Genomic DNA, 14904 nt, shown 5'->3' on the forward strand with positions numbered 1-14904 from the left:
TCTTGCCGCAGGCCTGGCAGCGCAGCCGCTTGGTGTCGATGCCGATGCCCACGCGCTTGCCGTGCAGGGGCAGGTCCTTGAATACCTGCTCGCGGGTGCCCCACGAGGTCAGGCGGTCGGACTGGCAGTGCGGGCAGGCAGCCGTCAGGTCCACCGGCTCGGCGGTGACGCGGTAGTCGTGGTCGGATTCCTCCACCCGCAGCACCCGGTACTGCGGCAGGTTCAGGATGTTGGCGGGCATGGTCAGGCCCGCCGCATGTATTCAAAGAGGTGATCGCTGTAAGCGGTACTGCCATTGCAGCCAAACGGTTCGGCAAACTCATGCAGGACGATCAGTGAAGCAGCACGCCCATCCATCGGGAAGAACGCCCCTTGCGGCTCACAGTACATCTCGAAGTCTCCCTTCGTCTCGCGCCTTGGCATATTGCGTCTGGAGTTCTGGGGCAAGCCCGGAAACCAAGGCTCGCACATCGTCTTGCTTTACCTTCGTCACAGCACCCGGACTGTGCTGGCAGATCACGTCTGCGACATCCGAAGGTTCTTGCCCATGCTCCGCGATGCTTTCGACGATGGTCTTTCGCTCGACATCGGCCCAGTTCACGCCATCAGCGCCATGCGCCTTGATGGCCTCGGTGGCGTGCTGCCAGAAGGTGCGTGCTGCTCCGGCACGCTTTTCCAGACGCGGCAGTTCGGCCAATCGCAGAGCCGCGATCCGCTCGCTTTCGACCTCGCGAGCCAAAACGAGCGCATCCCGCAGATTCAACTTCAACATGGCCTGACCGCCGACGTAACCCGCCAAGGCGCTTGTGGCGCGATGCTCGATCTCGTCAGCGCTCGTCAGGCCGAGGCGAACCAAGGCGGCAATGTCCTCTTTGTCGTGGTCGGCGAACCGGGCGATCTTGCTGACGGCCAGATCAACAGGAGAAAGGACATGAACACGAATTTGCTCCATACCGAGGTCTACGGGGATGGAGTCATCCCGATAGTCCTCGTGCATCAAAGCAAAGGTCGAGTTGTAGTTGGTGTCGAGATAGACAACCTGCTGAGTGCCATCTTCAAGAGTCACCTCAACCATCAGATCGTTCGGAAGGAAAACGCGCCCTCCGAATTCCGCGTCCACATCGGTCGTGACGCGAGTGGCCGTGTAGAGATGGACCGCCATTCCCCCAGCCAAGTAGACATTCACCGGGTTGCGCAGCGAGAGCCGTTCCTCAAGTTGCTTGAACAGCTCTCGCAGACCTTTCGCCAATGCAGTGCGGGTATGAAAGGCTGGATTCGTCGCCATGGATTCAATGCCCGTGGAATCGGTGACTGAGCATGTCGCGCAGGCGAGGCAGGCTCAGAACCCAGCCTTTCCTGACGACATCCGCTGGTGCCAGCCTGTCATTCGGGTGTGAGGCGAAGTACCGTTCGCTCGCCTGCATCAAGCGCAGCGACTCACCGGGGAAGCGGGACCGGACGACCATCGCGGCCAAGCGGAACACATTGGCCTCGCGTTGGTCTTGCGCCGATTGCTCGGCCTCCCGAGCGACGACAGTGCACCGGGTAAGCAATGCTGATTCAGCATCTCTGGCCGTCATTGCACCCACCTCCGCCACAACAAGAATTTACGATTTTCGATAGCACATCTGTACAGTGAAGCGACGATGTTTGCATCACTGTTTTACGACTTCTGGCTGGCGTGACATACATCAGCCCATTGTTGGCGCCCACCCACTTTTACGAATAGCCATGAAAATTTGCCGTTCGAATAGCCTGGCAGTTTAGCAGAGCGCATGAAAAACGGCCCGCATGGGGGCCGTCGGGGAGGTTCCGGAAGCCGAGGTCAGCCTGCCAGCAGGGCCTTGATCTGATCCAGAGTGGAAGGATCATCGATGGTGGTCAGATCGCCGGGATCGCGCCCCTCGGCCAGGGCCTGCAGGGAACGGCGCAGCATCTTGCCGGAACGGGTCTTGGGCAGGCCGGTGACGAAATGAACGCGCCCCGGACGGGCGATGGCGCCCAGGGAATCGTCCACCACCTTGAAGACTTCCTTTTCCAGCTCGGCCCGCTGCTCCGCCGTGGCGATCCGGGAGGCATCCTTGACCACGGCAAAGGCGATGGGAATCTGGCCCTTGATCTTGTCTTCGACGCCCACCACGGCCACTTCGGCGATGGCGTTGTGGCCCTGGATGGCTTCCTCGATTTCGCGGGTGCCGAGGCGGTGCCCGGCGACGTTGATCACGTCATCGGTACGGCCGAGGATGTAGAAGTAACCCTCTTCATCCTTGATCGCCCAGTCAAAAGAGGAATAGACCAGCGGGTCCTTGAACAAGGAGAAGTAGGTGCTGATGAAGCGCTCGTCCTGCCCCCAGACGGTGGAGAGGCAGCCGGGCGGCAGCGGCGGCACCACGGCGGCGATGCCCTTTTCGTTGGCTTCGCACTCGGAACCATCTTCGCGATAGATCTTGAGGTTGTAGCCATAGACCGGAAAGCTGGGGGAGCCGAACTTGAGCTTGGTCTTTTCCACGCCGTGACAGGCGGCCAGCATGGGCCAACCGGTTTCGGTCTGCCAGTAGTTGTCGATCACGGGTTTGCCCAATTCGCCCATGATCCATTCGTGCGTCGGCTGGTCGAGGGGCTCACCGGCCATGAACAGGTGCCGCAGGCTGGAGATGTCGTATTTGTGCAGATAGGCCGGGTCCTGCTTCTTGAGCACCCGCGCCGCCGTGGGGGAGGAGAACATGACGGAGACCTGGTAGTCCTGGACGATCTTCCACCAGATGCCGGGATCGGGACGCAGCGGCGTGCCTTCGTACATGATCGTGGCCATGCCGGCGAGCAGGGGGGCGTAGATGATGTAGGAGTGCCCGACCACCCAGCCGATGTCGGAGGTGGTAAAGAAGGTCTCGCCCTCGTTGCCGCAGTAGATGTGCTGGATGCTGGAGGCCAGGGCCACGGCGTAGCCGCCAGTGTCCCGCTGCACGCCCTTGGGCTTGCCGGTGGTGCCGGAGGTGTAGAGGATGTAGGAAGGTTCGGAGGATTCCAGCCATTCGCAGGGCACCCGGGCGTCCAGGAAGCGCTCGCGCAGGCTGGCGTAATCCACATCCCGGCCTTCGACCCGGTTGAATCCGGAGTCCAGGCCGCGATCGACCATCAGCACCTTGGGCGGCTTGTGCCCGGCGATGTCGATGGCGTCGTCCAGCAGATGCTTGTAGGGCACAGCCTTGCCGCCGCGCATGCCGGCCTCGGCGGAAACGATCAGGGCCGGCTGGGCATCGTCGATGCGGGTGGCGAGGGAACCGGAGGCAAAGCCGCCGAACACCACGGAATGAATGGCACCGATCCGGACACAGGCCAGCATGGCGAAGCAGGCTTCGGGAATCATGGGCATGTAGATCAGGACGCGGTCACCCTTTTTGACGCCCAGGCTCTGGTAGATCGCGGCCATGCGCTCGACTTCGCGCTGCAGCTCGGCATAAGTGTAGATCCGCTCTTCGTTGGTCTCGGTGGAGACGTAGATCAGGGCGCGGGCATCGGGACGCCTGGCCGCATGGCGGTCCACCGCGTTGTGGCACAGATTGGTCTTGCCGCCGACGAACCACTTCACAAAAGGCGTGCGGGAATAATCACAAACCTGGGTGAACGGTTCCTTCCAGTCCACCAACCGGGCCTGTTCGGTCCAGAACGCATCCGGATTTTCGATGGAATATTTATGAAATTCTTTGTAAGTCGTCATGAGACTCCCTCTTCCTTGGTGTCATCTGCAAAAAAAATAAAAAGGACTAGTCGGGTTGTTGCTGCTCCCGATCTGCCAGACGGTTCTTCAACACATCCAGGGGAAATTCCACCCCCAGTTCCTGCTGCAACAGTTGCAGCATGGGCAGCAATTGCCGCCCCAGCCGCCCCAGTTGTTTGACGACGGCTTCGGGACGCTGGTCACGCAATAATTCAAGGGCCTGATTCATGGTCAGGGGCAGCGCCGGCACCTGCCCGGCCAGATCGCCGGACTCGGTACGATTGCCGCCTGCCGCCATGGCAGCGTCCATCCGCGTCGCCGCCAGCGTCAGCAGGCTGCTGGCGGAAATGACCCGGTCCACCGGCACGCTGGCAACCCCGACGCTCATGGTCAGCGCCAGGCGCTTGCCACCCGTGGAAACCACCGAATCGGCCACGGCCCGGCGCACCCGGTCAGCAAAGGCAATGCAGGCCCCTGGCGCAGTCCCTGGAGAGACAATCGCAAAACGGCCATCCTCAAAATGGCCGAGACTGTCTTCCCGGCGGATCTTGCCCGCCACCAGTCGAGCGAATCTCACCCCCATTTCCGCCACCCTGGCTTCGCCGATCTGCTCGACCAGGGCCGGATAACCATCGAAACCGATCACCATGACACTGGCCTCGCCGTGGTGGCGAAAAGCATGAGAAAGCGCCTGGGCCGCCTGCAGCTCGATATATTTGCGGGTAAACAATCCGGTTCCCGCGTCCTGAACCTGCTGGGTCCGCGCCTCTTCCAGGCTCTTCCGGGTCATGGCGTGCTGTAGCAGATGCCCCAGGCGGGTCTTCAACTCCACCGCATTGATCCCCTTGTCGATGAAATCAGAAACGCCAAGCCGCTCCGCCCGTGCCAGCACCTCCTGATCCTCCTCGCCGGAAATCAGGACAAAGGGAATATCACGCAGACGGGCGAGTTTGCAGGCCCGTACCCGTTCCAGGAGGCCAAAGCCATCCAGCACCGGCATCTGCAGATCCGAGATGACGGCAGCGATGGTGTGGTCCAGCACCAGCGTCTGCCAGGCTGCCTCTCCATCCCCCTCTTCCTTCACTTCATAGATCCCCTTCAGGTGCCGGGCCAGTGAGGCACGTACCATGCGGGAATCATCAACGATCAGAACGCGCGGCAAATCAGCCATGGTCCAACACTCCCCTGCCCAGCAAAGGCAGCATCAGACCCGGGGATATCGTCGCATAATTCATGATTACGAATTATAAACAGCAATTGCGCCCCAGGTGCCATGCCATTGAGTGGTTTACAAAACATGAGTATTCGCCTAAATTGCGACCCCATGTCGAAGCCCTTCAAATCTCTCGCCCTGATTCTGACGCTTGCCACAATGGCTTCCTACAGCACCACAGGCAGTGCCGAGCCAGTGCGCCAGAACGATGAAAAATCCTTTTTCGAACGTTACTCCAATGCGGCCCAGGATGTCATCCTGAAAGGGCTGGAGCTAGTTGGCATCAATTACCGCATGGGCGGCAATGATCCGGACAGTGGCCTGGACTGCAGCAGCTATGTTCAGATCGTCTACCGCGAAGCGGCCGGGCTGGTCCTGCCTCGCACGGCCAGGGAACAGGCCATGCACGGGGAAGAAGTCGACAAGTCAGAACTCAAACCGGGTGACCTGGTGTTCTTCAACACCATGCGCCGAGCCTTTTCCCACGTCGGCATTTATCTGGGTGACAATTATTTCCTCCATGCCCCCCGGGCCGGCAGTGCCGTGCGAGTCGAAAGCATGCAGAACAGCTATTGGGTGCAGCGTTACAACGGCGCCCGTCGGGTGATTGACTAGCCCCCTGCCCTGCACGCCAGGAACCACCCTCGCGGGTGGTTTTTTTTCGCCCGAAGTTTTCCCGATTTTTCCCCGATTGACGGGTTCTTGACAATCATTATCATTTACACCGTCGATCAAGCCCTTTAGAATCACGGCCTGTCCTTCCAAAACGCTACGACGGAGTCCCTCTGATGTCATCCAAAATCCCCTTGCTGACCATGCTTCTGGCGTTTACTGCGCCTGGCGCCCAGGCCCAGGAAACGGTGCTCAACCTGTATTCTGCCCGCCATTACCAGACCGACGAAAATCTCTACACCCATTTCACCCAGCTGACCGGCATCAAGATCAACCGCATCGAAGGCAAGGAAGACGAGTTGCTGGAACGGATCAAGAATGAAAGTACCAACAGCCCCGCCGACGTATTGCTGACCGTGGATGCCGCCCGCCTGGCTGCCGCCCACGAACTGGGGCTGTTTGCCCCGGTCAAGTCCAAGACCCTGGAAACCCGGATCCCCGCCTATCTGCGCACCGACGACTGGTTCTCCTTCTCCAGCCGGGCCCGGGTCATCGTCTATAACAAAGCCACTATAAAAGCCGGGCAGGTCCGGAACTACGCCGACCTGGCCAACCCCGCCCTCAGGAATCAGGTTTGTATCCGTTCCGGCTCCCACCCCTACAACCTGTCCCTGATGGCTTCGATCATCGCTCACGAAGGTGAGCAGAAGGCTGAAGCCTGGGCCAGGGGCCTGGTTGCCAACTTTGCCCGTGCGCCCAAGGGAGGCGACACCGACCAGATCAAGGCTGTGGCGGCCGGCGAGTGTGGGGTAGCCCTTGCCAATTCCTATTACGTGGCCCGCCTGATGCGTTCCGACAAGGCCGATGACAAGAAGACCATGGCCGCCGTTGGCATCATCTGGCCGAACCAGACGACTTCCGGGACCCACATCAATGTCTCCGGCGGCGGCATGCTGAAGTACGCGCCACACAAGGAAGCCGCCGTGAAATTCCTGGAATACCTGGCCAGCGATGAAGCCCAGCGCTACTTTGCCGAGGGCAATAACGAATGGCCGGTAGTCGCCAGCGTCAAGGTCAGGAACCCTGCCCTGGATAGCCTCGGCACCTTCAAGATGGACACCTTGCCCGTGGGTTCCCTGGCCATGTACCGGGCCAAGGCCCAAGTCATTTTTGACCGGGTCGGCTTGCGCTGATCGTCCCCCGGAACCCCGCAAGACCTTCCCCCACCTGGCGGGGGTTTTTATTTGTGCTTTATTTGCGGCGACTGGCAATCTGGCGCGACAGGACGATCAGGGGAAGCAGGCCCACCACCACAATCGCCAGGGCGGCGGTCGAGGCTTCAGCCAGTCGTTCATCGGCCGCCAGGGTATAGGTCTGGGTGGCCAGGGTATCGAAATTGAAGGGGCGCATCACCAGGGTGGCGGGCAGTTCCTTCATCACATCCACGAACACCAGCAGGCCGGCCGTAAACAAGCTGCCGCGCAAAATCGGTATATGTACCCGCTTCAAGGTGGCAAACTGGCCCAGGCCCAGACTGCGGGAAGCCTCATCCATGCTGGGGGTGATCTTGCCCAGGCTGCTTTCCACGGTTTGCAGGGCCACCGCCAGGAAGCGCACCAGATAGGCATAAATCAGCGCCGCCACGCCGCCGGTCAGGATCAGCCCGGGATTGACCCCGAAACAGCTCTCCCACCTCCCCGCCAGCCAGCTATCCAGGCGGGTGACCGGAATCAGCACCCCCACCGCAATGACTGCCCCCGGGACTGCGTAGCCCAGACCCACTACCCGGTTGAGTCCCTGGGCCAGCAGGGTTTTGGAAAGCCGGGCGCCATAGGCCAGCAGCAGGGCCAGTAGTACCGCCAGCAGCGCCGTCATGCCGGCCAGAAAGAAACTGTTGCCGGCCAGGGTAAAGAAACGGCTGCCGAATTGGGCATCACCATCTAGCAGCGCCATGCGCAGCAACAATCCTGCCGGCAGCAAGAACCCGAGCACCAGGGGCAGGCAGCACATGAGAAATGCCAGCAGCGCAGCGCCCCCCTTGAGATGCTGCCCCGGCATGGGCCGATTACGGCCCGTGGTGTTGTTGTAGCGGGCCCGGCCCCGGGAAGTGCGCTCCAGCATCACCAGCAGGATCACGAAGCCGAGCAGCACCGCCGACAACTGGGCCGCAGCAGTCCGGTCGCCCAGAGAAAACCAGGCCCGGTAGATGCCGGTGGTAAAGGTATCGACACCGAAATAGGCCACGGTACCGTAATCAGCCAGGGTTTCCATCAGGGCCAGGGCGACGCCGGCGGCAATCGCCGGCCGGGCCAGGGGGAGGGACACCCGGAAAAATGCCCGCCAGGGCCCCACGCCCAGGGTCAGGGCCGCTTCCAGCATGCCACTCGCCCGCTCCAGAAAAGCATTGCGGGCCAGCAGATAGACATAGGGATAGAGCACGAACACGAACATGCCCACCGCTCCTCCGAGGGTGCGCACATCCGGGAACCAGTAGTCGCTGCGGCTCCAGCCAAAATACTCCCGCAACCCTGTCTGCACCGGGCCCACGAACTGGAGCAGGTCGGTATAAAGATAAGCCATCACATAGGCCGGCACCGCCATGGGCAGCACCAGGGCCCATTCGAAAACGCGCCGTCCGGGAAATTCGTGCATGGCGGTCAGCCAGGCCGTCGCCACCCCCAGCAAGGCAACACCGGTCGCAACGCCCAGGCAGAGCCAGAGGGAATTGCTGATGTAGCGCCCCAGTACCGTATCAAGCAGATGGCTCCAGGTGGCGCCGGTTCCTCCTGCCAGCAGATTGAGGCCGACACTGATGACCGGCAGCGCCGCCAGGGCGGCAATCAACAGGGGGAAAATCAGGAAAGGGGAAAAGTTGCGCATGCATGAGCTCTCGCGGAGTTGCGAATTATAATCGACACTCTACAAAGGACTTGCCGCCATGGCCCAACTCGAAATCATCGATCTCGTTCAGCGCTACGGCACCCAGACCGTGGTGCAGAACGTCAGCCTGGCAGTCGAAGCCGGCCGGATTGCCTGTCTGCTGGGTCCCTCGGGCTGCGGCAAAACCACGCTGTTGCGCTGCATTGCCGGATTTGAAGAAGTGGCCGGCGGCGAAATTCGCCTGCAGGGCGCCAGCGTCAGCCGCCCCGGCTTTCGTCTCCCCACGGAAAAACGCCGGATCGGCATGGTATTCCAGGACTACGCCCTGTTCCCCCATTTGACGGTGGAACAGAACGTGGCCTTCGGCCTGGGCAGCCAGGGCGCGGCTGAAAAACTGGAACGGGTCAATCACCTGCTGACCCTGGTGGGCCTTTCCGGCCAGGGCCACAAGTTTCCCCATGAACTTTCCGGTGGTCAGCAGCAGCGGGTCGCCCTGGCCCGGGCCCTGGCCCCCCGGCCGGAACTGATCCTGCTCGACGAGCCCTTCTCCAACCTGGACGTGGATCTGCGCGAACGCCTCTCCCTGGAGGTGCGTGACATCCTCAAGCGGGAAGGCTCCACCGCCATCCTGGTCACCCACGACCAGTACGAAGCCTTTGCCATGGCCGATGAAATCGGCATCGTCGCCGAAGGCCGCATCCAGCAATGGGACACCCCCTACACGCTGTACCACCAGCCCGCCAACCGTTTCGTGGCCGACTTCATCGGCCAGGGAGTGCTGGTGCCCGGCCAGGTCATCGGCGAGCATCAAGTCCGGATCGCCCTGGGCGTGCTGGATTCCGTTGCGCCGGTGGAATGCAGCAAGGGTTGCGGCACCTGCAATGGCAAGCGCCCTGACCACAGCTGCAATGTGGATGTACTGCTGCGTCCGGATGACGTGATTCACGACGATGCCAGCGCTACCCGGGCCAAGGTGCTGAACAAGGCCTTCCGGGGCGCCGATTTCCTTTACACCCTGGAACTGGCCGGCGGCACCCGGGTTTTGTCCCTGGTTCCCAGCCACCATGACCATGCCCTGGGTGAAGAAATCGGTATCCGCCTGGATGTAGACCATGTGGTGGCTTTCAAATCCCATCCGGCCCCGGACCTGCCGGCCAGCCGGATGCTCAGCCTGGCCGGGTGAATTGCCATGATCCCCTGGCTGGAAGAAGATGCCCCCTTCCCTCCCCTGGCGCGAGCCCTGACCGATCCGAATGGCCTCCTGGCTGCCGGAGCCGGACTTTCGGCGGCGCGCCTGCTGGACGCCTACCGGCAGGGCATCTTTCCCTGGTTTTCCGATGGCCAGCCGGTACTCTGGTGGAGCCCGGACCCGCGCATGGTTCTATTCCCGGAGGAATTCCGTCTCTCCCGTTCCCTGGCCAAGACCCTGCGCCAAGGCCAGTTCCAGGTCAAACTGGATAGCGCCTTTTATCGCGTCATCGCGGCCTGCGCCCAGACCCCCCGGCCCGGACAAAACGGCACCTGGATCACCGACGGGATTCGGGCCGCCTACGGTGAACTCCATGAACTCGGCTACGTCCATTCAGTCGAAACCTGGATGGATGGCAAGCTGGTCGGGGGGTTGTATGGAGTTGCGCTGGGCGGCATGTTTTATGGAGAATCCATGTTTTCCTGGCGTACCGATGCTTCCAAGATCGCCTTTGCCCACCTGATCCGTTACTTGCAGCAGGAAGGATTCGGCATGATCGACTGTCAGATGAAAACCGGACACCTGGCCTCCCTGGGCGCCCGTGAAATTCCCCGTGACCAGTTCATTGCCCGCCTGCAGCAGTTGTCGGAGCTTCCCATGCCTCCTGCCCGATGGCCCCAAGCGGGTGCAGCGTTCACCTGGAATTCATGAGCATGTCCGCCCTCAACGACTCCCGCCTCCCCTTCTCGCTACTGCAGTTCTACACCACCTCCAACTACCCCTGCAGCTACCTGGCAGACCGGGAGGCCCGCTCCCAGGTAGCCACCCCGGCCCACCTGATCGATACGCCCATCTACAGTCAGTTGGTACATGCCGGTTTTCGCCGTAGCGGCCTGTTCACCTATCGCCCCTGGTGCGATGGCTGCCGGGCCTGCACCCCGGTACGACTCCCGGTGGACCGGCTCCAGCTCACGCGCAGCCAGCGCCGGGCCTTGAAAAAACACTCGTACCTCGAGGCCCGGGAAATGCCGCTACTCCCCAATGACGGACACTACGAGCTCTACGTCCGCTACCAGGCCCGGCGCCACCCCGGCGGCGGCATGGACGACGACAGCCGTGAGCAATACGCCCAGTTCCTGCTCGAAAGCCAGGTGGATACCCGCCTGATCCAGTTTTCCGAAGCCGGCAAGGTCCTCATGGTCAGCATCATCGATGTGCTGGATGACGGGATTTCCTCCGTCTACACGTTCTTCGACCCGGACATCCCCGGCGCCGCCCTGGGCACTTACAACATCCTCTGGCAAGCCCAGCTCTGCCAGAGTCTCGACCTCCCCTACCTGTATCTGGGCTACTGGATCAAGGAAAGCCCCAAGATGGCCTACAAGGGTAACTTTCGCCCCATCCAGGGCTACATCGAGGGCATCTGGCGCGATCTCTCCCCCCGTGAGCTGGACCTTTAGCCCCGATACGGTTGGGATACCTACCCTCCGGGGCGTGGGTTCGCAGGGTTGTTCCGGTTGGGTTCCCTGATTAAAAAATGGCTCCCGCAGGAGCCATGCCAGGGATAAAGAGGCGATGAACTTAGCCGCGCACACCCTTGGCGCGCTGCAACTGCCGCACCGCCGCTGCCAGGGCGTCCAGGTCGGCCTGGGTGTTGTACAGCGCCAGGGACGGCCGCACCGTGGCCTCGACGCCGAAGCGGCGCAGGATGGGCTGGGCGCAGTGATGGCCGGAACGCACGGCGATGCCTTCCCGGTTGAGCGCCGCGCCCACTTCCTCGGTCTTGTAGCCTTCGAGCACGAAGGAGAGTACCCCGGCCTTGTCCGCCGCCTTGCCGATCAGCCGCAGGCCCGGAATGTCTTCCAGCAGGCGGGTGCCATAGCGCAGCAGGTCGTGCTCGTGCCGGGCGATGTTGTCGATGCCGACCCGCTCCACATATTCCAGGGCCGCCCCCAGGCCCACGGCGTCGGCGATGTTGCCGGTACCGGCCTCGAAACGGGCCGGTGCAGCGTGGTACAGGGTCCGCTCGAAAGTCACGTCGCGGATCATGTTGCCGCCGCCCTGCCAGGGCTCGGTGGCATTGAGCAGCGCTTCCTTGCCATAGACCACGCCAATGCCCGTGGGGCCGAACACCTTGTGACCGGAAAAGACGAACCAGTCGCAATCCAGGGCCTGCACGTCGGCACGCAGGTGGGAAACCGACTGGGCCCCGTCCACCAGCACCTTCGCCCCCTGGGCATGGGCCAGCCGCACCATCTCCCGGGCCGGGGTGATGGTGCCCAGGGCGTTCGACACCTGGGTGAAGGACACCAGCCGGGTGCGGGGACCGAGCAGCCGTTCATATTCCTCCAGGCGCACCTGGCCCAGGTCATCCACCGGCGCCACCTTCAGCACCGCCCCGGTCTGGGCGGCGAGTTGCTGCCAGGGCACGATGTTGGCGTGGTGCTCTAGCCAGGTGATGAGGATTTCATCTCCCGGCTTCAGGTGCTGCCGGCCCCAGCTCTGGGCCACCAGATTGATGCCCTCGGTGGTGCCACGCACGAACACCACTTCATTAGCCGAACGGGCGTTGATGAAACGCCTGACACTCTCCCGCGCCGTTTCGTAGGCATCGGTCGCCCGCGCCGCCAGTTCGTGGGCGGCGCGGTGGATGTTGGAGTTCTCGTGGGTATAGAAATGGCGGATCCGCTCGATGACGCTCTCGGGCTTCTGGGTGGTGGCGGCGTTGTCGAGCCAGATCAGGGGGCGGCCATTGACCCTTTCCTTCAAGATGGGAAAGTCCCGGCGCAGGGCCTGTACGTCAAAAGCCTGGCCCGGCAGGGCCTGGGGGGGCAAAAAGCGCTCATGACCGTAACTGCCCGGCACCTCAATGCCAGGCGCAAACGGCGGCTCAGCCTCGAGAAAATAGTAAGGCTGGCGCAGTACCTGGCGGCTCCGCTCCACCTGTTTCACATAAGCCGCCAGGGCTTCGAGCTCGCGCACCCCGGGCAGGGGCACCTCGAAGCGGGGAACGGCCGCCCCCAAGAATGCCTCGGCAGAGGGTGCGGCAGGTGGTGCGGCAGGTGGTGCGGCAGGTGGTGCGGCAGAGGGTGCGGCAAATGACTCGGCAAATGACTCGGCAAAGGGCAGGGCAGAGGGGGGCGTCTGCTGGGCAGGCCCATCGCCCCGCCGGGGCTTGCCGCCGGGCGGGGGCGACTCCTGGCGGGCGCCAATGGACTGGGCGGTAACGGCCTGTCTGGCCAGCTCCGGGCAGGTTTCCCCCGGCACCCAGGTCTGCGGCAGGGCATTGAACAGCTCGCTCGCCAGCCGGGAGAGTTCGGCCTCACCCGGAAAATCTTCCGGCAGCGCCTCTCCCGGCCCGCTGCCCAACCCGGCCAAAGCCACCAGGCCGGCAGGGGGAGTGAGGCTGGAATTACTGGTATTCATGGTGGTACTCATGGTATTTGCCCACTTCGACGTTTTCCAGCACGGCGATGGCGTCTTCGGTCAGCACGGCCAGGGAGCAGTAGAGGGAAACCAGATAGGAGGCGATGGCCCGGTGATTGATGCCCATGAAGCGCACCGACAGACCCTTGCTCTGTTCGCCCGGCAAGTTGGGTTGGTAGAGGCCCACCACGCCCTGGCGGCTCTCGCCGGTACGCAGCAGGATGATGCTGGTCTTGCCATTTTCGATCTTCAGCTTGTCGCTGGGGATCAGGGGAATGCCGCGCCAGGTGATGAACTGACAGCCAAACAGGGAAACCGTGGGGGGCGGCACGCCGCGGCGGGTACATTCCCGGCCGAAGGCGGCGATGGCAGTGGGATGCGCCAGGAAGAAGCCGGGCTCCTTCCAGACCTTGGCGATCAGTTCGTCCAGATCGTCCGGCGTGGGGGTGCCGGTACGGGGCTGGAGGCGCTGGCCGGCGGCGATGTTGTTGAGGAGGCCATATTCCTTGTTGTTGATCAGCTCGCTTTCCTGGCGCTCCTTGATGATCTCGATGGTAAGGCGCAGCTGTTCCTGGATCTGGTTGTGGGGGCTGCTGTAGAGGTCGGAGACCCGGGTGTGCACGTCCAGCACCGTATTCACGGCGGAGAGCATGTATTCCCGGCCCCATTCTTCGTAATCGACGAAGGTCTGGGGCAATTCCCGCTCGTCGCGGCTGGAACAGTCCACGGTCACCCGGGAATCGTCCTTGACCCGGTTGACCCGGTAGATACCCGCCTCCACCGGCACCCAGTGCAGCAGGTGGGTGAGCCAGCGCGGGCTGATGCTGGGCAGCATCGGCACGGTCTTGGTGGCATTGGCCAGGGTACGGGCGGCGACGTCGCCCAGTGCGGTTTGTGCTTCATGAATGTCAGACATGTCGTGTTCCTGTGAGGTGGTGAAAGAAATCAGATGCCCCGCCCGCCTCGAAGACATCGCTGCGGGCCTGGGCCTGGGTAATGTGGCTATTGGGAGGGACGCTACGGGTGAGCCAGACACTGCCGCCGATGGAGGACCCCCGGCCGATGCGGACGCGGCCCAGGATGGTGGCGCCGGCATAGATCACCACGTCATCCTCGACGAGGGGATGACGGGCGCCGCCCTTGATCAGCTCGCCCTTTTCATCGACCAAAAAGCGCTTGGCGCCCAGGGTGACGGCCTGGTAGATGCGCACCCGCTCGCCGATGACGCAGGTCTCGCCGATCACCACTCCGGTGCCGTGGTCGATGAAGAAACTCGCACCGATGCGGGCCCCCGGATGGATATCGATGCCCGTGGTGGAATGGGCGATCTCGGAGATGATGCGGGCCAGGAGCGGCACCCCCAGCCGGTAGAGCTCATGCGCCAGGCGATGGTGGGTGATGGCAGTGATGCCCGGATAGCAGACCAGCACCTCATCGACGCTCCTGGCCGCCGGGTCACCCTGATAGGCGGCGCGGATGTCGGTTTCCAGCAGGCTGCGCACCATCGGCAGGCGGGCGGCAAAATCATGGACGATGGCGGCGGCCTGGGCGCTTTCCTCCCCTGACTCAGAGTCCAGGTTGGCGACGAAGCGCAGTTCCCGGCGCACCTCCTCATACAGCGCCCGCAAGGTATGGTCGAGGGTGTGGCCGACGTAGTAATCCACCCCTTCGTCGGTGAGTTCCGGCGCCCCCAGCCGGTTCGGGAACAGGGCCGCCGCCAGGCCATCGAGAATGTCCACCAAAGCCTTGCGCGAGGGCAGCTTGGGAGGCCGGCCGATGCGCTGCCGGGTCTGCAGGGATTTCACCCGCAGGCTGCGCAGTTCCGCCACGATTCCGTCGATATCGAGGCGCAGGCCGCCCTGGAGG

General features: G+C 62.7%; 13 protein-coding genes. 5 read left to right on the plus strand and 8 right to left on the minus strand.

The features are described 5' to 3' along the window. From WBH99_RS09990 to WBH99_RS10005, 4 genes are all read right to left on the minus strand, one after another. Positions 1 to 241 (minus strand): transposase family protein (locus tag WBH99_RS09990; RefSeq protein ID WP_424219936.1); only part of this gene is annotated, 241 nt, incomplete at its 3' end. Between the two features lie 138 nt (positions 242 to 379). Then, positions 380 to 1285, minus strand: a complete 906-nt coding sequence (locus WBH99_RS09995; RefSeq protein ID WP_424219937.1) for a DUF6036 family nucleotidyltransferase — start codon at positions 1283 to 1285, stop codon at positions 380 to 382. 540 nt (positions 1286 to 1825) lie between these two features. Beyond that, on the minus strand, positions 1826 to 3718 hold the full coding sequence (locus WBH99_RS10000; RefSeq protein WP_424219938.1) for a propionate--CoA ligase: 1893 nt from the start codon (positions 3716 to 3718) through the stop codon (positions 1826 to 1828). Between the two features lie 46 nt (positions 3719 to 3764). Beyond that, positions 3765 to 4889 carry a response regulator gene (locus tag WBH99_RS10005; RefSeq protein ID WP_424219939.1) on the minus strand — a complete coding sequence of 375 codons (1125 nt, stop codon included), beginning with the start codon at positions 4887 to 4889 and terminating at the stop codon, positions 3765 to 3767. A gap of 126 nt (positions 4890 to 5015) precedes the next feature. Between WBH99_RS10005 and WBH99_RS10010 the strand changes: the two genes are divergently transcribed. Together WBH99_RS10010 and WBH99_RS10015 are read left to right on the plus strand one after the other, a co-directional pair. Further along, entirely contained in the window at positions 5016 to 5546 is a 531-nt protein-coding gene (locus WBH99_RS10010) for a C40 family peptidase (RefSeq protein WP_424219940.1), read from the plus strand. Between the two features lie 200 nt (positions 5547 to 5746). Continuing rightward, positions 5747 to 6736 carry a Fe(3+) ABC transporter substrate-binding protein gene (locus WBH99_RS10015; protein ID WP_424219968.1) on the plus strand — a complete coding sequence of 330 codons (990 nt, stop codon included), beginning with the start codon at positions 5747 to 5749 and terminating at the stop codon, positions 6734 to 6736. Between the two features lie 58 nt (positions 6737 to 6794). Here WBH99_RS10015 and WBH99_RS10020 read toward each other — a convergent pair whose 3' ends face one another. Continuing rightward, positions 6795 to 8423, minus strand: a complete 1629-nt coding sequence (locus WBH99_RS10020) for an ABC transporter permease (RefSeq protein WP_424219941.1) — start codon at positions 8421 to 8423, stop codon at positions 6795 to 6797. A gap of 58 nt (positions 8424 to 8481) precedes the next feature. Here WBH99_RS10020 and WBH99_RS10025 point away from each other — a divergent pair, with 58 nt between their 5' ends. The 3 genes from WBH99_RS10025 to WBH99_RS10035 are packed head-to-tail and all read left to right on the plus strand — an operon-like array spanning position 8482 to position 11072. Further along, positions 8482 to 9606 carry an ABC transporter ATP-binding protein gene (locus WBH99_RS10025; protein ID WP_424219942.1) on the plus strand — a complete coding sequence of 375 codons (1125 nt, stop codon included), beginning with the start codon at positions 8482 to 8484 and terminating at the stop codon, positions 9604 to 9606. Between the two features lie 6 nt (positions 9607 to 9612). Continuing rightward, entirely contained in the window at positions 9613 to 10323 is a 711-nt protein-coding gene (gene aat, locus WBH99_RS10030; RefSeq protein WP_424219943.1) for a leucyl/phenylalanyl-tRNA--protein transferase, read from the plus strand. A gap of 2 nt (positions 10324 to 10325) precedes the next feature. Continuing rightward, positions 10326 to 11072 carry an arginyltransferase gene (locus WBH99_RS10035; protein WP_424219944.1) on the plus strand — a complete coding sequence of 249 codons (747 nt, stop codon included), beginning with the start codon at positions 10326 to 10328 and terminating at the stop codon, positions 11070 to 11072. Positions 11073 to 11193: 121 nt separating this feature from the next. Here the strand turns inward: WBH99_RS10035 and WBH99_RS10040 are convergent, their stop codons facing one another. Genes WBH99_RS10040 through epsC form a run of 3 tightly spaced genes read right to left on the minus strand, consistent with a single transcriptional unit; the run spans position 11194 to position 14891 of the window. Further along, the gene (locus tag WBH99_RS10040; protein WP_424219945.1) at positions 11194 to 13038 is read right to left on the minus strand and encodes a family 2A encapsulin nanocompartment cargo protein cysteine desulfurase; all 1845 of its coding nucleotides are present in this window, start codon (positions 13036 to 13038) and stop codon (positions 11194 to 11196) included. Next, positions 13025 to 13954 carry a family 2A encapsulin nanocompartment shell protein gene (locus tag WBH99_RS10045; protein ID WP_424219946.1) on the minus strand — a complete coding sequence of 310 codons (930 nt, stop codon included), beginning with the start codon at positions 13952 to 13954 and terminating at the stop codon, positions 13025 to 13027. Before WBH99_RS10045 ends, WBH99_RS10040 begins: the two co-directional genes overlap by 14 nt. Beyond that, the gene (gene epsC, locus WBH99_RS10050) at positions 13947 to 14891 is read right to left on the minus strand and encodes a serine O-acetyltransferase EpsC (protein ID WP_424219969.1); all 945 of its coding nucleotides are present in this window, start codon (positions 14889 to 14891) and stop codon (positions 13947 to 13949) included. Before epsC ends, WBH99_RS10045 begins: the two co-directional genes overlap by 8 nt. Between the last annotated feature and the right edge of the window lie 13 nt (positions 14892 to 14904).

The sequence above is a fragment of the Azovibrio sp. genome, assembly GCF_049658005.1.
GTDB lineage: Bacteria > Pseudomonadota > Gammaproteobacteria > Burkholderiales > Rhodocyclaceae > Azovibrio.